This is a genomic window from Bacillus sp. BSL6, from assembly GCF_052928345.1.
The window spans coordinates 176,084-194,208 of the sequence record NZ_JAVGCW010000002.1 but is presented as its reverse complement, the minus strand read 5'-3'; the positions used below and the strand labels follow the sequence as shown (position 1 = coordinate 194,208).

The 18,125-nt window shown below is 35.4% G+C and carries 22 protein-coding genes; 17 read left to right on the top strand and 5 right to left on the bottom strand.

The features are described from left to right. Positions 1-61: 61 nt before the first annotated feature. Positions 62-451 carry a cupredoxin domain-containing protein gene (locus tag RCJ96_RS07140; protein WP_000026410.1) on the bottom strand — a complete coding sequence of 130 codons (390 nt, stop codon included), beginning with the start codon at positions 449-451 and terminating at the stop codon, positions 62-64. Between the two features lie 406 nt (positions 452-857). On the opposite strand from RCJ96_RS07140, the gene panB reads away from it, so the two are divergent. The 10 genes from panB to RCJ96_RS07090 all read left to right on the top strand — a co-directional run bounded on the left by panB (position 858) and on the right by RCJ96_RS07090 (position 10,024). Then, positions 858-1,694, top strand: coding sequence for a 3-methyl-2-oxobutanoate hydroxymethyltransferase (gene panB / locus RCJ96_RS07135; protein ID WP_416504187.1), 837 nt, complete (start codon positions 858-860; stop codon positions 1,692-1,694). Next, positions 1,694-2,542 carry a pantoate--beta-alanine ligase gene (gene panC / locus RCJ96_RS07130; RefSeq protein WP_074610156.1) on the top strand — a complete coding sequence of 283 codons (849 nt, stop codon included), beginning with the start codon at positions 1,694-1,696 and terminating at the stop codon, positions 2,540-2,542. The genes panB and panC overlap by 1 nt, the downstream gene beginning before the upstream one ends. Positions 2,543-2,554: 12 nt before the next feature. Beyond that, on the top strand, positions 2,555-2,938 hold the full coding sequence (gene panD / locus RCJ96_RS07125) for an aspartate 1-decarboxylase (RefSeq protein WP_000490176.1): 384 nt from the start codon (positions 2,555-2,557) through the stop codon (positions 2,936-2,938). A 129-nt stretch (positions 2,939-3,067) separates the two neighbouring features. Continuing rightward, positions 3,068-5,872, top strand: a complete 2,805-nt coding sequence (gene dinG / locus RCJ96_RS07120) for an ATP-dependent DNA helicase DinG (RefSeq protein ID WP_000044928.1) — start codon at positions 3,068-3,070, stop codon at positions 5,870-5,872. Between the two features lie 251 nt (positions 5,873-6,123). Continuing rightward, positions 6,124-6,294: a YpmA family protein gene (locus RCJ96_RS07115; protein WP_074610157.1), complete on the top strand. Its 171-nt coding sequence runs from the start codon at positions 6,124-6,126 to the stop codon at positions 6,292-6,294. Between the two features lie 7 nt (positions 6,295-6,301). After that, positions 6,302-6,805, top strand: a complete 504-nt coding sequence (locus tag RCJ96_RS07110) for a cell wall elongation regulator TseB-like domain-containing protein (protein WP_000758749.1) — start codon at positions 6,302-6,304, stop codon at positions 6,803-6,805. Between the two features lie 18 nt (positions 6,806-6,823). Next, entirely contained in the window at positions 6,824-8,011 is a 1,188-nt protein-coding gene (aspB, locus tag RCJ96_RS07105; RefSeq protein WP_000761548.1) for an aspartate transaminase AspB, read from the top strand. Positions 8,012-8,131: 120 nt separating this feature from the next. After that, a complete protein-coding gene (gene dnaD / locus RCJ96_RS07100; protein ID WP_000728540.1) occupies positions 8,132-8,839 on the top strand; it encodes a DNA replication protein DnaD in 708 nt (235 codons plus the stop codon). Between the two features lie 15 nt (positions 8,840-8,854). Further along, the gene (nth, locus tag RCJ96_RS07095; protein ID WP_000933025.1) at positions 8,855-9,502 is read left to right on the top strand and encodes an endonuclease III; all 648 of its coding nucleotides are present in this window, start codon (positions 8,855-8,857) and stop codon (positions 9,500-9,502) included. 3 nt (positions 9,503-9,505) lie between these two features. Beyond that, positions 9,506-10,024 (top strand): YpoC family protein, encoded by a 519-nt coding sequence (locus tag RCJ96_RS07090; protein ID WP_416504186.1) that lies wholly within the window; start codon positions 9,506-9,508, stop codon positions 10,022-10,024. Between the two features lie 23 nt (positions 10,025-10,047). Here RCJ96_RS07090 and RCJ96_RS07085 read toward each other — a convergent pair whose 3' ends face one another. Together RCJ96_RS07085 and recU are read right to left on the bottom strand one after the other, a co-directional pair. Continuing rightward, positions 10,048-12,753 (bottom strand): PBP1A family penicillin-binding protein, encoded by a 2,706-nt coding sequence (locus tag RCJ96_RS07085; protein ID WP_416504185.1) that lies wholly within the window; start codon positions 12,751-12,753, stop codon positions 10,048-10,050. Positions 12,754-12,818: 65 nt separating this feature from the next. Beyond that, positions 12,819-13,421 (bottom strand): Holliday junction resolvase RecU, encoded by a 603-nt coding sequence (recU, locus tag RCJ96_RS07080; protein WP_000155592.1) that lies wholly within the window; start codon positions 13,419-13,421, stop codon positions 12,819-12,821. 103 nt (positions 13,422-13,524) lie between these two features. Between recU and RCJ96_RS07075 the strand changes: the two genes are divergently transcribed. After that, entirely contained in the window at positions 13,525-14,550 is a 1,026-nt protein-coding gene (locus tag RCJ96_RS07075; RefSeq protein ID WP_416504184.1) for a DUF2515 domain-containing protein, read from the top strand. 123 nt (positions 14,551-14,673) lie between these two features. Here the strand turns inward: RCJ96_RS07075 and RCJ96_RS07070 are convergent, their stop codons facing one another. After that, complete coding sequence (locus tag RCJ96_RS07070) at positions 14,674-14,850, bottom strand: hypothetical protein (RefSeq protein WP_001982922.1); 177 nt, start codon at positions 14,848-14,850, stop codon at positions 14,674-14,676. A gap of 85 nt (positions 14,851-14,935) precedes the next feature. Here RCJ96_RS07070 and RCJ96_RS07065 point away from each other — a divergent pair, with 85 nt between their 5' ends. Further along, a complete protein-coding gene (locus RCJ96_RS07065) occupies positions 14,936-15,178 on the top strand; it encodes a hypothetical protein (RefSeq protein WP_001252039.1) in 243 nt (80 codons plus the stop codon). A gap of 15 nt (positions 15,179-15,193) precedes the next feature. Then, positions 15,194-15,538, top strand: coding sequence for a YppE family protein (locus RCJ96_RS07060; RefSeq protein ID WP_000872959.1), 345 nt, complete (start codon positions 15,194-15,196; stop codon positions 15,536-15,538). 25 nt (positions 15,539-15,563) lie between these two features. Here the strand turns inward: RCJ96_RS07060 and RCJ96_RS07055 are convergent, their stop codons facing one another. Further along, complete coding sequence (locus RCJ96_RS07055) at positions 15,564-15,755, bottom strand: YppF family protein (RefSeq protein WP_000242664.1); 192 nt, start codon at positions 15,753-15,755, stop codon at positions 15,564-15,566. Positions 15,756-15,932: 177 nt separating this feature from the next. On the opposite strand from RCJ96_RS07055, the gene RCJ96_RS07050 reads away from it, so the two are divergent. From RCJ96_RS07050 to gpsB, 4 genes are all read left to right on the top strand, one after another. After that, complete coding sequence (locus RCJ96_RS07050; RefSeq protein ID WP_000487704.1) at positions 15,933-16,412, top strand: YppG family protein; 480 nt, start codon at positions 15,933-15,935, stop codon at positions 16,410-16,412. A gap of 155 nt (positions 16,413-16,567) precedes the next feature. Continuing rightward, on the top strand, positions 16,568-16,993 hold the full coding sequence (locus RCJ96_RS07045) for a CotD family spore coat protein (protein WP_000546265.1): 426 nt from the start codon (positions 16,568-16,570) through the stop codon (positions 16,991-16,993). Between the two features lie 56 nt (positions 16,994-17,049). After that, on the top strand, positions 17,050-17,604 hold the full coding sequence (locus RCJ96_RS07040; RefSeq protein WP_000862921.1) for a DUF1273 domain-containing protein: 555 nt from the start codon (positions 17,050-17,052) through the stop codon (positions 17,602-17,604). A 97-nt stretch (positions 17,605-17,701) separates the two neighbouring features. After that, a complete protein-coding gene (gene gpsB, locus RCJ96_RS07035; protein ID WP_000622430.1) occupies positions 17,702-18,040 on the top strand; it encodes a cell division regulator GpsB in 339 nt (112 codons plus the stop codon). Positions 18,041-18,125 lie beyond the last annotated feature (85 nt).

The window sequence follows — 18,125 nt, the reverse complement described above, 5'->3', positions numbered from 1 at the left end:
TTAATAAAATCTTTTAATATTTAAGTTTTATTTTAAAAGATCGTCCAGTTGAGTTTGCTTCTTATTTGACGATTACTTTACCTTCCATTCCTTTGAGGAGATGGTATCGACATATTAATTCATATGTACCGGCACTGTTAGGTTTCACGGTAATGTTTTTTTCTTTTCCTGACTCGACGACGACGTCAATACCGAGTTTTTTGATTGTAAAGGTATGCTCACTCTTACCTTTATTTTTCAACAGTAATGTTGTTGATTCGTTAATTGGAATCGTGATGACGTTTGGATTAAAGTAATCATCGTTTAGCTCAACTTCAATCACTTTCGCTGACGCAATAGGTTGTGCCAAGTCGTTAACTGAGGCAAATACATTGAGGGAATTTAAAGTTGTTATTACCACAAGCATCACAAGAAAACCGATGAATCGAAATAACCATTTGTTTATAGACATTCGCAATTCTCCTTTTGTAAGTATATCTCCTCAATTAACCTGCATCATTATTTTATGAGTTATACCATGTATTTAAAAAGTTTATCTTTCTATGATTGAATCGTTTACTTATAAATTTCACATACCGTAATAAGAATAAAAATTATTTTTTCAAAAAAATGTAGTAATTCCTTTTTAGAGTTTGCTATAATTAGTTCGAATATGGGCAGTATCAGAGCGAACTGCACCATGATTCGATGCAATACAAAAAATAATAACTTGGATTCTGCCTTGATCCAATAACGGACTGGGACAGAGGGATGAATAATGCCGACTAACACACAACCCTTCTGCCCTTTTATGGCCAGAGGGGTTTTTTATATGATTTCGGCCATCTCCTCTCTCCTGTATAAAGGAGGAGTAGTTTTTGAAAACAAAAACAGATTTTTTGAAAATGAAAGAGCAAGGTGAGCCGATTACAATGCTAACGGCGTATGATTATCCATCTGCTAAGTTAGCAGAAGAAGCGGAAGTTGATATGATTTTAGTTGGAGATTCCCTTGGGATGGTTGTGCTCGGCTATGATTCAACAGTACCTGTAACAGTAGAGGATATGATTCATCATACGAAAGCTGTACGCCGAGGAGCGAAAGAGACGTTTATTGTAACTGATATGCCATTTATGTCGTATCATGTGTCGCCTCAAGATACGATGGTGAATGCACGCCGCATCGTTCAAGAGAGTGGTGCTCATGCACTGAAGGTAGAAGGTGCAGGAGAAGTGATATCAACTATTCATTACTTGACGAGTGCGGGAATTCCTGTCGTGGCACACTTAGGATTAACTCCTCAATCTGTAGGAGTGTTAGGTGGCTATAAAGTACAAGGAAAAGATGCTGAAAGTGCAAAAAAATTAATAGAAGATGCGAAGAGATGTGAGGAAGCTGGTGCGATAGCACTTGTATTAGAATGTGTGCCAATGCAGCTAGCAGAATTTATTTCGAAGCAACTAACAATTCCAACGATTGGAATTGGAGCAGGACAAAAAGTGGATGGGCAAGTACTCGTTTATCATGATCTTATCTCATATGGCGTAAATCGTGTTCCGAAATTTGTGAAGCAATATACGTCTGTTCAAGAGGAGATTGTGCGAGGGATTTCACAATACGTAACTGAAGTAAAGACAGGTCAATTTCCGGAAGAAAAACATTCATTCATAATGAAAGAGGAAGAATGTTTAGCGTTATACGGAGGAAAACAATAATGAAAATCATAAATACAGTGCAAGAGATGCAGCAAATTACAAACGAACTACGTACAAGTGGAAAAAGTATTGGTTTTGTCCCAACGATGGGTTATTTACATGAAGGTCATGCGACTTTATTGCGTAAGGCAAGAGAAGAAAATGAAATTGTAGTTTTAAGCGTGTTTGTTAATCCGCTACAGTTTGGACCAAATGAAGATTTAGATCGATACCCTCGTGATATTGATAGAGATGAAAATGTAGCAAAAGAAAACGGTGTAGATTATTTATTTTATCCGAGCGTAGAAGAAATGTATCCAGCAGAACAAACGACAACAGTAGAAGTTGTGAAGCGTACCGATGTGTTATGCGGAAAACAAAGACCTGGTCATTTCGCTGGTGTTGCGATTGTACTAATGAAACTATTTAATATTACATTGCCAACACGTGCTTATTTCGGTATGAAAGATGCACAGCAAGTTGCTGTCATTGAAGGATTTGTCGCTGATTTTAATATTCCGGTTACAATCGTACCGGTGGATATTGTAAGGGAAGAAGATGGATTAGCCAAAAGTTCTCGTAACGTGTATTTATCACAAGAAGAGCGTGAAGAGGCTCCTCATTTATACCGCAGTCTATGTATAGCGAAAGAAAGAATTGAGACAGGAGAACGTAATGCAGAAATCATTACAACTCTTGTGAAAGAGTATATTGAGACGTATACGAAAGGCACTGTAGATTATGCTGATTTATATGCGTATCCTTCACTACAAGTAGTGGATAAAATTGAAGGACGAATCATTTTAGCAATTGCAGTTAAATTTGAGAATGTACGATTAATTGATAATATAACAGTAACGGTTAAATAAGGGGGAGCAACTATGTTTCGCACAATGATGAGAGCGAAGTTACATCGCGCAACAGTAACAGAAGCAAATTTAAATTATGTAGGTAGTATTACAATTGATGAAGATTTAATGGATGCAGTAAATATTGTAGAAAACGAAAAAGTCCAAATTGTAAATAATAATAATGGTGCTCGCTTAGAGACATATGTTATTAAAGGAGAACGTGGTAGCGGTGTTGTTTGTTTGAATGGTGCAGCTGCAAGGCTTGTACAGCCAGGAGATAAAGTTATTATTATTTGCTACGGTCTAGTGGCAGAAGAAAATATTCATAAACAAGAGCCGAAAATTGCAGTATTAGACGATGATAATCAAATTATTGAAATGTTAGGTGCTGAAAAAGCGGGTACGATATTATAAGTAAGAAGGCTATCTCTATTATGGAGATAGCCTTTTTTGTGCATCTTTTCATTAAGATGAGATAAAACGTGGTATAGTAACATTATATAATTTTCTGTTTGATAGGTAAGAAATTGAGGTGTTACATATATGAGTAAGCGTTATGTCGTTGTGGATTTAGAGACGACAGGGAACTCCTGGAAGGATGGGAAAGATAAAATTACCCAAATTGCAGCTGTTGTAGTGGAAGATGGAGAGATATTAGAGATTTTTTCATCTTTTATTAATCCGAAGAGAGAGATTCCGCCATTTATTACAGAGTTAACAGGGATTGATGAGAGTATGGTTAAGCAAGCCCCGTTATTTGAAGATGTAGCCCCGATGGTTGTTGAGCTATTACAAGGTGCAGCTTTCGTTGCACATAACGTTCACTTTGATTGGAATTTTTTAACGGAAGAATTAAGGCAGGCTGGATATACAGAAATACATTGTCCAAAAGTTGATACAGTTGAGTTGGCGCAAATTCTTTTGCCAACGGCTGATAGTTATAAATTACGTGATTTAGCTAAACAACACGAATTAGAGCATGATCAACCGCATCGTGCGGATAGTGATGCTCTTGCAACAGCGGAATTGTTTTTACAATTTTTAAATGAAATTGAGAAGTTACCCCTTGTCACCTTGCAATCGCTTTATGAATTGAGTGATGTGTTTCAAAGTGATATAGCGGATGTGCTTTCTGAAAATATTTTAAAGAAAATGATGCATGGTAAAAAAGGAGCAGAGGGATATGAAGTGTATCGAAATATTGCACTTCGAAAACGGAATTATTCTTTAAACTTAAGTGAAACATGTGCATTTAAATTTGATGCTTTCTTGCATAAGACAATTGATAAACTTGAGTCGAATATGCCAAAGTTTGAAAAAAGAGAAAGCCAACAGAGTATGATGAAGGAAATATATACAGCGCTAAGAGATTCTAGGTTTTCACTAATTGAAGCAGGAACAGGAACAGGAAAGACTCTTGCATATTTGCTTCCAAGTATTTATTTTGCAAAGAAAAAAGAAGAACCTGTCATCATAAGTACCCAAACTGTACAACTGCAGCAACAAATACTAGAAAAAGAAATTCCATTATTACAGAAAATAATGCCATTTTCATTTGAAGTAGCTCTTCTGAAAGGAAGAAAGCATTATCTTTGTCTACATAAATTTGAATATGCTTTGCAAGAAGAAGAGAAGAATTATGATATGGCGCTCACGAAGGCAAAAATTTTAGTGTGGTTATTGCAAACGGAAACGGGCGATCGTGATGAATTAAATATTCCTGAGGGCGGAAAGTTACTTTGGAACCGGATTTGTAGTGATGTACATAGTCCGGGTGGGATGCAAAGCAACTGGTTTAGTCGTTGTTTTTATCAACGAGCAAAGAATAGAGCATTATTTGCAGATATCGTTATTACAAATCATGCGTTATTATTTCAAGATTTTTCAAGTGAAGAACCACTGTTTGCTTCATGTGAACATATTATTTTTGATGAGGCTCATCATATCGAGGAAGCAGCGAGTAGAACACTAGGTGAACAGTTCTCCTGTATGTATTTCCAGCTAGTTTTATCTCGTCTTGGTACGCTAGAAACAGATGATGTACTTTCTAAAGTATATAAGATGATGAAAAAATCAGAGCAAGCCTCCCGTTCTACTTTCCGCATGGTAAGTCATAGTTTGAAGGAATTGAAATTTGATGCGGATGAGCTATTCCAAATGTTACGTGCATTCATCTTTAAACAAACAAAGCAGGAACAAGGGATTAGCAATATGCCACTCATTTATCGATATAACACGGAAGTAGAGAAAGGTAAGTTATGGGATAGTATTACCGAGTTAACAAATCGCTTTGTATATGATGTAAGAAAATTACTCTCTACACTTGAGAAGCAAGTTGATATATTGCAAAGTAAATTAGAATGGGAAATGCATGTTGTTACAGGTGAATTTATGCATTTAATTGAGTTGTTGAGAAAGATGGCGCAATCTTTACAAGTACTCATTTTAGAAAAAAATTCATATGTGACATGGATGGAAACTGAAACGAAGGGAACCATTCATTCAACTGTTTTATATGGGCAACCTGTTCATATTGGTGAAAGATTTGCTGATGAATTTTTAACAGAGAAAAAGAGTGTTATTTTCACATCAGCAACGCTAACAGTAAACGATTCATTTGACTATATAAAAGAAGAGCTAGGCTTACATGATTTTGCTCCAAATACATTACAGGTCCCATCACCATTCCATTTTGAAGAACAGATGAAATTAATGGTTTCAACGGATGTGCCCTTTATTAAGCAAGCGAGTAATGAAGAATATATTGAATCTGTGTCGGCTCATATTGCAAAAATAGCGAAAGCTACAGAAGGTAGAATGCTTGTTTTGTTCACTTCGTATGAAATGTTGAAAGAAGCGTATACGAATTTGAAAAATGATGAGGAATTAGAAGGCTATTTATTATTAACGCAAAGTGTGAATAATAAGAGCAGAAGTCGTCTCATTCGTAAGTTTCAAGAGTTCGATAAATCAATTTTATTAGGAACAAGTAGTTTTTGGGAAGGGATAGATATACCTGGAGATGCCCTTAGTTGTCTTGTTATTGTCCGCCTTCCCTTTACGCCTCCTCATCAACCGATGATGGAAGCAAAAGGAGAGTGGTTAAAAAATCAAGGAGAGGACGTATTCGCTAAGTTAGCACTCCCGCAAGCAATACTGCGTTTCAAACAAGGATTTGGTCGTCTTATTAGAACAAGTACAGATACCGGAACGGTGTTTGTATTAGATCGTCGTTTGACAAGCGCTTCCTATGGAAAACGTTTTTTACAATCAATTCCAACTGTTCCGCTTTATGAAGGCCCTCTAGAAGAATTGTTAGAACAATTAAAGGAACGGCCAATTGAATAAAATTGGAAGGAAAAACACGCCTGAAGTGCATGTAAACTTCAGGCGTAAAAAATGTGGGTAGGAGGAATTTTATTTTTCTTACTTCTTGTATACAAAATGTATTGGTTTTCGACTTGAAACCTTTTTTTGCTGTACATGTCCTGCTATAATAGATGGGTGATGAAGCAGGGGTTGTAAAGAATGTACTCTTATTGTAACCGCATTGCGTTCTTCTATAATTAGAAATTTTTGTGTAACGGAGGAGTTTTTTCATGGATAAGAAAATCGAAGTCCTATCAACGACGCGTATTCAATATTCGTCTGACTTGTATAAAATCGTTGATAGTTTGAATCGTACGTTAAAAGAGCAGGACCTCATGTTCGGATTAGCATTAGACGAAAAAGATAAAGAAACAGCTGTATTTACGATTTACAGAACGTAGTGATACAATGAAAAAGTGGATCTTTGCAATCGTTATCGTAATCGTTGCTAGCGGAATATATGGGGCGTATGTTTATAATAAAGCAATGGAAAAGAAAATCCCTAAAGAGGCAAAATCTGTAGAAATTGCAAAAGAAAAAGCAAAGCTTGTAAAAGTAAAATCTGTGGATTATTATAACGGAGAATCTTCATATACTGTCGTACAAGGTACAGATGAAAAAGGAGAACAACTTATCGTTTGGGTGCCTGAGAAAAAAGGGGAAACTATAGTAAGGAAAAAGAGTGAAGGTATTTCTGAAAAAGAGGCTTTACAAAGAACGATTGAACAAGTCGGAGATGACAGTAAAGAGCACAAAAGTAAGCCTAAAGAAATTTTAAAAATAAAATTAGGCTTTGAAAACAATATACCATTATGGGAAGTTACATATATTGATGATGAAAATCGTTATAGTTATTACTATCTTGCATTTAAAGATGGGCAATTTTTACGACGATACAGCATTGAAAAATAGATGTAGGGGGAACTACAAATGAAATTAGCAAAGCGAGTAGCTGCTTTAACACCATCTGCAACTTTAGAAATTACAGCAAAGGCACAAGCATTAAAAGCAGAAGGTCATGATGTAATTGGATTAGGGGCAGGAGAACCTGACTTTAATACGCCAGAACATATTATGGATGCTGCACATAAAGCGATGTTAGAAGGACATACGAAGTATACACCAACAGGTGGGTTACAAGCGTTAAAACAAGAAATTGTGAAGAAGTTTACTCGCGATCAAGGAATTGCGTATGATCCGTCTGAAATTATTGTATGTAACGGCGCAAAGCATGCATTATATACATTATTCCAAGTGCTACTTGATGAAGGTGATGAAGTTATCATCCCTACGCCATACTGGGTAAGTTATCCGGAACAAGTAAAGCTTGCTGGTGGTAAGCCAGTTTATGTAGAAGGCCTTGAAGATAATGAATACAAAATTACAGCGAAGCAGCTGCGTGAGGCAATTACAGAGAAAACGAAAGCAGTTATTATTAATTCACCGAGCAATCCAACAGGAATGATTTACAGCAAAGAAGAATTACAACAGCTTGGAGAAGTATGTTTAGAACACAATATTTTAATCGTTTCAGATGAAATTTATGAGAAATTAATTTATGGTGGAGCAGAATATACTTCGGTTGCCCAGCTTTCTAATGCATTAAAAGAACAAACACTTATTATTAATGGTGTATCTAAATCTCATTCTATGACAGGATGGCGTATTGGATATGCAGCAGGAAATAAGCAGCTTATTAAAGCGATGACGAACTTAGCGAGTCATAGTACGTCAAACCCTACTTCAATCGCTCAATACGGCGCAATCGCGGCATATGCAGGCTCACAAGAACCTGTGGAAACAATGCGTCAAGCATTTGAAGAGAGATTAAACATTATTTATGATAAATTAATTCAAATCCCTGGTTTTACTTGCATTAAACCACAAGGTGCATTTTACTTATTCCCTAATGTAAAAGAAGCAGTAGCTTTATCAGGATACGAAACTGTTGATGATTGGGCAAAAGCTCTATTAGAAGAGGAAAAAGTAGCTCTTGTACCAGGTACAGGATTTGGTGCTCCAAATAACGTTCGTTTATCATATGCGACATCTCTTGAACAAGTGGAGAAAGCATTAGAACGTATTCACACGTTTATGAAAAGTAAAGTGCAAGCTTAATTGTATATTTTATTAATGTAATACAAAAACCTTCCTACATAATAGGGAGGTTTTTTTGACGAATTGTGGCAAAAAGAAATAGCGAAAGGTGTGTTATACTAGAGAGCGAGGTGTTTGGTGATGAAAAAGAAAATGATGTTACAGTGGTTTGAGCAGGGAAGCATTGCAATTCCAAAATTACTTATGATGCATTATAAAAAATTAGGGTTAAATGAAACGGAATTTATGGTTGTACTTCATGTACATACATTTTTAGAATCGGGCAATTCGTTTCCGACTCCGTCAGAGATTTCAGAACGGATGACGATTACCGAAATGAAATGTATGGAAGTAATTCAGGCATTGATTCAAAAAGGTTTTTTATCACTAGAAGGTGGACAAAAATCAGAAGCGATGATGTGTGAAAGTTATTCTTTACAACCGCTATGGGAAAAAATATTGCATTTCTTAATGAATGAATCGATAGAGGAAGAACAAAAAGAAATAAAGCAATTGCAAGTAAATTTATATACAGTATTTGAAAAAGAATTTGGAAGACCACTTTCTCCATTTGAATGTGAAACGTTGGGAATGTGGGAAGATCAAGATCAACATCATCCGAATTTAATTCAAGCGGCCCTCAGGGAAGCTGTAATGAGTGGTAAGCTTAATTTCCGATATATTGATCGTATTTTATTTGAATGGAAAAAGAATGGTATTAAAACAGTAGATCAAGCCCAAAACCAAGGACGGAAATTTAGAGCAAATCAACAACGAACGCAGCAAACGACAAAACAAGAGACGAAATTTACTGGAAAAGTGCCTTTTTATAATTGGTTGGAGCAGTAATGTAGGAGGAAGTATATGTTAAATAAAACGCAAATTCGCTATTGTTTAGACACAATGGCGGATATGTATCCAGAAGCACATTGTGAATTAATTCATGATAATCCGTTTGAACTAGTAATAGCGGTAGCGTTATCTGCACAATGTACAGATGCACTTGTAAATAAAGTGACGAAAAATTTATTTCAAAAATATAAAACACCAGAAGATTATTTAAGTGTTTCGCTAGAAGAATTACAACAAGATATACGTTCTATTGGTTTGTATAGAAATAAAGCAAAAAACATTCAAAAATTGTGCAGAATGTTATTAGATGATTACAATGGGGAAGTGCCGAAAGATCGAGATGAGCTTACGAAGTTACCAGGTGTAGGTCGGAAAACAGCAAACGTAGTTGTTTCGGTAGCGTTTGGTATTCCGGCAATTGCTGTTGATACGCATGTAGAGAGAGTGAGTAAACGGTTAGCGATTTGTAGATGGAAAGATTCGGTGTTAGAAGTAGAAAAGACATTAATGAAGAAAATTCCGATGGATGAATGGAGCGTTACACATCACCGTATGATTTTCTTTGGACGTTATCACTGTAAAGCGCAGCGACCACAATGTGAAGAGTGCCCTTTACTAGAAGTATGCCGAGAAGGAAAGAAGCGAATGAAGGGGAAATAAAGGATGGAGCGAGTGATAGAAATACCGAGAGAATTTCGGTGCTTACCATTTTTTAAAGAAAGTATAAATTCGATTGCGTATTATACAGAACAGTCATTTGAAGAAACAATACAAAAGACTTATTTTATATATGATATGGAAAGACAATATGAGCCGTGGAATGAAATTGAAAACAGTATTCCGGTAATGTTGAATGTATGGAAAAATAAGCATGAGGACATTGCTACTTTATTTCGAAACAGAAAGAAACAAGAAGCTGAAGGCCCAATGATTCTTTTTGCAGCGCATTTGTTATCAATTGTATATTGGCTAAACGAGCAACCTGTTCATTGTTTGAACAAAATGGCAGATTACACGAGTAAGTTGGAAGTACAACCAGTTAATTTTATAGAGCGATATTCGTTCATTATAAAGAAACCGAATAATTATCATTCTTATATTCAGTTAGCGCAGTTGTACATTGAAATAGAAAAGCTATATGTAAAGAAAATAATAACAAAAAAGAAGTCCTATTCTCGTTAAGAGAAAGGACTTCTTTTTTTGTATTAAGACTCTGTTGTAACAACATTTCCGTCTGCGTGTGGTGTATCTTCGCCGGTATTTTGTTGTTGTTGTTCTTGTTGTTTCTTAGCTTCTTCTTCAGCTTTTTTTCTAGCTTCCTCTTCAGCTTTCTTTTGAGCCTCTTCTTGCTGTTTACGTTGTTGTTCTTGTTGTTTCTTAGCTTCTTCTTCAGCTTTTTTTCTAGCTTCCTCTTCAGCTTTCTTTTGAGCTTCTTCTTGCTGTTTAAGCTGCTGCTCTTGTTGTTTCTTAGTTTCTTCTTCAGCTTTTTTCTTAGCTTCTTCTTGTTTTAGTTTATCTTCATTAGCCTTTTTCTGAGCTTCCTCATCGGCTTTTTTCTTAGCTTCTTCTTCAGCCTTCTTCTTAGCAGCCTCATCTTCAGCTTTCTTCGCGTCTGGAGTTCCTCCAGGCGCAGTGAAGGATGCACCAACGGCCGGGCTTGTTCCAGTACCTTTTTTCGCTACTACAGAGAAGCTATAAGTAACACCTGGTTTAATACCACCAAGAGTAGCTGTCGTACCTTTTATTGATAAACTACCGCTTGAACCGTCAGTCGCTTTATAGCTTGCGGCATACGCATCAACTTCTGCTGGTCCAGACCAGTTTAGTGTAACTGTGCTAGCGCCATCGAAAGTGACATTAAGACCACTAGGTGCATCTACTTTAATTTGTTTAACCGCATCTTTCTTAGCACCTTTTACGTACAATTCACCATTTAATTCTTGTACGGAAGAAGGACGTTCGAAGCGTGATTTATTTGTAGCGAATTTGCTCATCATTACTTGGAACATTTGTTGCGCAATTCTAGTAGAGCGATCGCCAATGTAATTTTCTGGACCATCTTTTTCGTAACCAGTCCAAACAGCCATTGTATATTGCGGTGAATATCCAGCGAACCAGCTATCTCTGTTTGCATCAGCTGGAATACCATATTTTTTAATCACGTCTGCATCAAAGTTTTGAGTTCCTGTTTTACCTGCTACATCTATACCTGGAACGTATGCTGTTGGACCCGTACCACCAGAACCAGGTTTTACTACGTCACGAAGAACGTCAGTCACCATGTAAGCTGTGTAGTCTTGCATCGCACGTTGTTCTTTCGGTTTAAAACTTTTCTTTTTCCCATCTGGGAAGGTAACTTCTTTTACGAAGTGCGGTTTATTGTAGTTCCCACCGTTACCAAAGGCTGCATATGCCCCCGCTAATTGTAATGGAGAACTATCGTTACTACCAATTGCTGTTGATTCATATGTTTTGCCGTCTTTAAATGTCATACCTAAACCTTCAGCAAACGCTTGTGACTTAGGAAGACCAACCGCTTGAGCTGTCTTTAAAGCGGGAATGTTTAATGATTTTTTCAAAGCTTCACGTAGTGAAACGTCACCTTTGTAACTATTTGTTGCATTTCGTATTTTTTTACCATCGGAATACGTATATTCTGAGTCATTTAATTGATGGTATGTAGACCATTGTAAATTCTCAATTGCTGGACCGTAGTCGAAAATTGGTTTCATTGTTGAACCAACTTGGCGTTTTAAATCAGTGGCCATATTATGACCTTTGAAAGTAGACTTACTTTCTTTACGCCCAGCTCCAATTGCTCGAACTTCTCCAGATTGTGTATCCATAAATACGAATGATCCTTGGAATTGATCGTTCGGATACTTAATAAGATTGCCATCCATAATTTTATCAGCATAATCTTGAGCATCTTGATCAAGTGTTGTATGAATCGTTAAACCATCTGAACCAATATTTACATCAGGATATTCTTTTTCAACTTCTTTTACAACCGCATCTAAAAATGCTTGATACTTCATCTCAGTTATTTCTGAAGACGGTTGAAGACCCTCTGTTACTGGAATCTTAACTGCATTATTCATTTCTTCTTTTGTTATATAACCATGTCGATTCATTAATGACAATACGACATTACGACGATTTGTTGCTCGTTCAACATTTTCCTTTTTGGTTGGATCATAAATGTTTGGACCTTGGGGTAAACCAGCGAGCATAGCAGCTTCATGTAACTGTAAGTCTTTTAAATCTTTACCATAATATTTTTGCGCTGCTGTCGCAATACCATATGAACGGTTACCTAAATTAATCTTATTTAAGTACATTTCTAAAATCTCATGTTTAGAGTATTGTTGCTCTAATTTGTAAGATAGGTACCATTCTTGTACTTTTCTCTTTGCAGTTTTGTCCATCGTTAGAAAATAGTTTTTGACTACTTGTTGTGTAATCGTACTACCACCTTGAGATCCGAAACCTCCAGTGACATTTTCCATAACTGCTTTTGTAGTTCGTTTAAAATCAATACCATTATGATCATAGAAACGTGAGTCCTCAGTTGCAAGGAATGCATTTTCAACTACTTTTGGAATTTGATCATACGTAACGTGGGTTCGTTTTTCAGCACCGTATTCATAGAAAAAGTTCCCATCTTTATCAAGAAACTTTGTTGATAAAGGATTGACGAGTTTTGATTTGTCTAATTTTGGAGCATCCTTCACCATAACAAAGAAAGCGGAAACGCCAGCTACAAGACCAACGATACCAAGAAGTAGACAACCTATAAGGAATTTTTTAAAAAAGGAGCCTTTTTTCTTTGGTTTTTTCTCTGTATTTGTTTCTTGCTTTTGATTTTTTACATGATTTCGTTCTGTACGAGAACGATAATTATCTGACATTATACTTTCTCCTACCTTTCATTCTCTCCCCAAAAGTCGAAAAAAGAGCCTTAGTGATGACTCTATCACGAAAAATAAACCGTGTCTAGTACACGGATATAATCAATCCGAGGGTGATAACCGCATGATAATAAAGATCCATGCTCTTCTATTTCTTCTTTCGTAATCGATTTTCTTCCACCTGTATTTTGACGATTCCAAAATGCAATAATATGTTTTGCATCTAATAAATAAAGTTCATCAAAAAGTGTAAATTTAATAATAACAAATGCAATTCCATTATGAGCGATTACTTGCTTCATATGCTCAATTTGATGAAGGTGGAAGTTTTGAAGTGGAAAACTCGTTTTATTTTTTGTTTCTTTCGCTTCAAAATCGATGTATTTCCCTTTATATACACCGTTGTAATCTGTTGTAGAAGGTTGTTTAAAATACGCTTCTTTTACCACTGCAGCACTTCGAGCGGGGTAATCTACTTTTACAATTTGAAGAGGTGTAGGTTTTTTATGTACGCATGCAATATTATGGGTTAAGTAATATTCATTCGTTTCATTCAATTCCTCTTCAAGGGACATACCTCTGTTACTATAAGTATGTTTTTTAATTGGTGTTTTATGAGGTTGTGAAGCTTGATTGTACCGTTTTCCATTTGGGTAACGAATGGTCATAGTGTGTCCACTCCCAACTTGCTAAGAATTACTTACAAAGGTGATTATAACAAAAAATGAAAAAAGATGTGACCTTTTTGAAGAAAGGTATGATGACTTATTCATGTTTACATGGAATGATTATGAAAAAATTAAACAACATCGTAAAAATACGGTCTGTACAGAGAAAGAAAAAACAATGGTTTACAACATGAAGAGGGAAATAGAAATAGCTAATATGGACAACATTTCTCGAACGCAGTGTTATCAAGAATATTATGTAAGAAATAGTGAAATTAGGTGGGCTTTTTTAGCGAGTATGGTCTCGAGAAATGCGGGGTGGAATATGACTGATTTACAAGGGAGGTATTATGCTACTGTTTTACCTCAAACAGTAAAAAAACATTTGTTTTTGACTTATGAAGAAGCGAATTGGATTATTTTTTTAGATGCATTTCCTCAGCTGTTGTTATACGAAGAAAGTAAGAGGAGGCAGATCCCACTATTCCATTTGTTACAATATTTTAACGTATCCATTTTTATGGAAAAAGAATGGATATATTTTTGGGAGAAAAAAGATATAAATAGACTTATGACAGCGCTTATTATAAATGAACAAAATAAAATTCAAAAACCAGTTATTGAGAATGCATACTTTAAAAAACATGTATTCCATACAGCCCTTTTTAAATTACAAGAAATGCTTCATATTAGTGCCGTTATATTCCCAACCGTTGAAGGGAAGGTGTATGGTTTTTCAGTTTATCAATTTGAAACGTTACAGAAGCGTATAGAACTAGGAAAGAAGTTAGCAGCGTTACTGTTCCATCCGAATTACAAAAGTTTATTCCATAGATTTGCATCGCAAACGATACACACAGGATCAAGAGCAGATTATGAATGTTATGTAAGTGAAGCTAGAAAATCTTGTACACCAGCTCTTAGAGAAGTTTATCCTGCTGTTGCACATGATGAAATAAGTATGAGAGATTGGTTTTGTAGAGATACGGAAATAAATGAGCTATTTTTACGAGAAGAGTATAAGGGTGAAGTTGATATAACAGAATGGTATAAAAGAAAGAGGGAGCAAATCTATATTGCTTCCACCGTAAATCGTTTTGTTAAAAGGATAGATGAGTTCGTGATATAATAAAAAAGAAGTCCCGTCTTCATTTATGAAGACGGGACTTCTTAATGTGAAGTAATCCTACTATGCGTGTTAAACATTTAATCTCAAAACGTAATGAATATAAGAGATTAAAGAAGTTTCACTTTATGTAGCAGGGAAGTTTGGACCATCTAATTTTGGATTGCCAGTTTCGGGTTTATTTTGTTTATTTTGTTTTTTCTTTTTTTCGTTTTTGTTCTTTGCCATTTTCATGCACCTCCTTTTTGTATTGTTACCATTTCTATAAATGACATACAAAATGATTTCTTTGACGAATAACAACTAGTTTTGTCATGTGGGCAGGAGTGAAGAATCATTCGGCGAAATTACATGACAAAGGAAAAGCAAAGAAGGAGGCGTTTTGTATATGGCGATGGTTCAGAAGGAAGATGTAATGAAAACAATGGATCAAATGTTAAGTTCTCTCGATTTGCTGGAAATGAATATAGGGATTAGAATGAATCATGCATTAAAGGATAAGAGTGAAAAAATATGCAACAAGATAGAAATAACAGAAATGCATATTGAGCATATGGAAAATAAATTAGTGCATCACGAAGAAAAAGGGAATTGGGTGAAGGCATTTCAAAACGTCGTAGTGAGTGCATAATAAGGTGGGAATAAAATGAAGTATGAAGCATTAATACAGTCTTCGGAAAAACTTATGCAACATAATAATGAAGCAAATGTGAAAAAAAGAGAAATGATTGAATACGATTTTTATAAGGATATGAAACCGTTTGTAGATATGGTAGATGAGGAATTAAAAGTGTGGAAAGAATTAGCTTATGAATGGATTAAGGAAGAAAAACCGAAGTATATACATGTACAGCAAATTGATCAAGTGTACGATAATTTACAAACAAATGTGTTGCAATGCTTTGTAAATAAAGGTAAAGGTAAGCGATTCTTTGAAACGCATCAAGCCATTTCGTATACTTTGCAAAATATAATTGAGCAATGTAAGTAACAAGAGGGGAAACCCTCTTGTTTTTTTATGCTTCTGTCACTGTTGTAGGTTTTGTTGCCCCGTTTATTTCTAGTTCTTTTATTACTGTTCGGTAATCTGAAATACATATTTTCCCTTCGAGATACCAATGTCTCGCAAAGTCTAACAATTCATTTACATTCTCTGTGTAATACCCCTTTTTTTGAGAAAACGCTTGTTTTAAATCCCCTAATACCATGTTGATTCCTCCCCCATGAGAATCTTCTTCTTTTTTATCATAGCATGGAAGGGTTTTCTTTTATAATTTTTTAAAAATTTAAACTTCCGACAAAAATAGACAGATACTCCGTCACACAAATTATTTTACAAGTACATATTATATATGTAGAAACTTATGTGAAGGAGGAGAGAATGCATGTTTCAACAATCTAACGTATATCAGCAATCTAATCCATATGCACAGCAAAATATGTACCAATATAATACGGATACATATTTACGTTATAATATGTATCCTTTCGAACCTCATTATGGAAATCAAAATTATTACCAGCCATTTGAAGTGTCGTTTATGAATCAACCGCAACAACCACAGCAACCGTATATGAATCAACAACCGCAACCTTATATGAATTCACAATACTATATGCCACCACCATCTCCCTATGGCAATCAACAAGCGATGTTTTATCCACCAAAACAACCGTATCCGACACAAAATAAACAAAAGCAACAGCAGCAACCAAGTCAATTTTCTAGTTTTGTTTCCCAATTTAAAAATTCAGATGGTAACTATGATGTAAATAAAATGATGAATACAGCTGGACAAATGATGAATGCGATGAATCAAGTGACAGGTATTGTAAAGCAAGTGGGAGGCTTTTTTGGTAAGTAATGTAGAAGGTTTGTCTATAAAAAGCATTGGATAGAAAATCAAGGACTAGACAAATTTCCTTAGAATAAATGGGTATATATAACAAGCGGCTTCCCCTCTTTTCTCATACTGTAAAGTGTAATCAGATTTTTTTTATGAGAGAGGAGAGAAAAACTATGCATCATTGTCATCCTTGCTTTGGAGGGCATAAGCCTACAGGACCTATTTGTACAACTGCTCCTGTCATTCATCCGACGAAACAATGCGTAACACACTCTTTTTCAACAACGGTGGTGCCACACATTTTCCCGACACATACAACACATGTACATCATCAACAAATTAAAAACCAAAACTTCTTCCCGCAAACAAATTCAAATGTAAATGTTGTGGACCCAATCGACCCAGGATTCGGCGGATGTGGACCATGTGGCCATGGTCATCATCATCACCACCACGGTCATCAAATATCTCCATTCGGACCAGGACCGAATGTATCACCGTTTGGACCAGGACCAAATGTATCACCGTTTTTACCAAATAATGTATCACCAGTAGGTCCGAATATTGGACCAAACGTTGGTGGAATATTTAAAAAGTAAATGATATGTTAGAACTAGCGAAATGCTAGTTCTTTTTTTGTAATTGGAGTGTTGATATGAAAGTTATTGCAGTAACAGGCTATAAGCCATTTGAACTTGGAATATTTAAAAATGATCATCCAGGAGTAGAATGTATAAAAAAGGCGCTGCGTCGTAAATTAACTGCTTTTGTAGAAGATGGTTTAGAGTGGGTTATAATAAGTGGCCAGTTAGGTGTAGAATTATGGGCTGCTGAAGTTGTTTTTGAAATACAAGTAGAATATCCAGATTTAAAATTAGCGGTATTTACTCCATTTTTAGAACAAGAAGAAGGTTGGAAGGAAGATAACCGTGAATATTACGAATTTATTCTCTCTCAAGCAGACCATGTTGATAGTATCACAAAACGGAAGTACGAAAGCCCAGAGCAATTTAAATTAAAAAATCAATTTTTTATTGAAAAAAGTGATGCACTTTTAGCTGTATATGATGAAGAAAAACCAGGGAGTCCTAAATATATTGTAGAAGCGGCAAAGAAAAAAGGAGAAATAGAAAATTATCACAGTTATTTCATTCTTTTTTCCGATTTACAAGATATAATAGAAGAGGAACAGTGGAATAATGCTGAGTAATATGTAATATAGTACTCGTATATATGATTGACAAAAAACATTGTTTCTGAAAAAATTTAGTTAATGAAAGTTTTGGCAAAAATTTGAGGTGAAGAAAATGATTTCGGATAAAATTAAATTAACGGCAAAAGATATTTTAGAAAAAGAATTTAAAACAGGTATGAGAGGTTATCAACAAGAAGAAGTAGACAAGTTTCTTGATATGATCATTAAAGATTACGAAGCTTTTCACAAGGAATTTGAGCAATTAAAGCAACAAAATGCTCGTTTAAAGCGTGAACTAGAAGAACAAAAGCTAGCAGCAACGCAAGTTCCACAACAACCAGTTGTACAAACACCAGTTGCACAACCAGTATATAACAACACGAATACGGACATTTTAAAACGTCTATCGAATTTAGAAAAAGCTGTATTTGGAAGTAAGTTATACGAATAATTTCTGGTGATAAAAAGGTTAAAGCATTTTACATAGAAAAAAACATTGCAAAATCTTTTTGTTTCCACTATACTAATGGATGTCA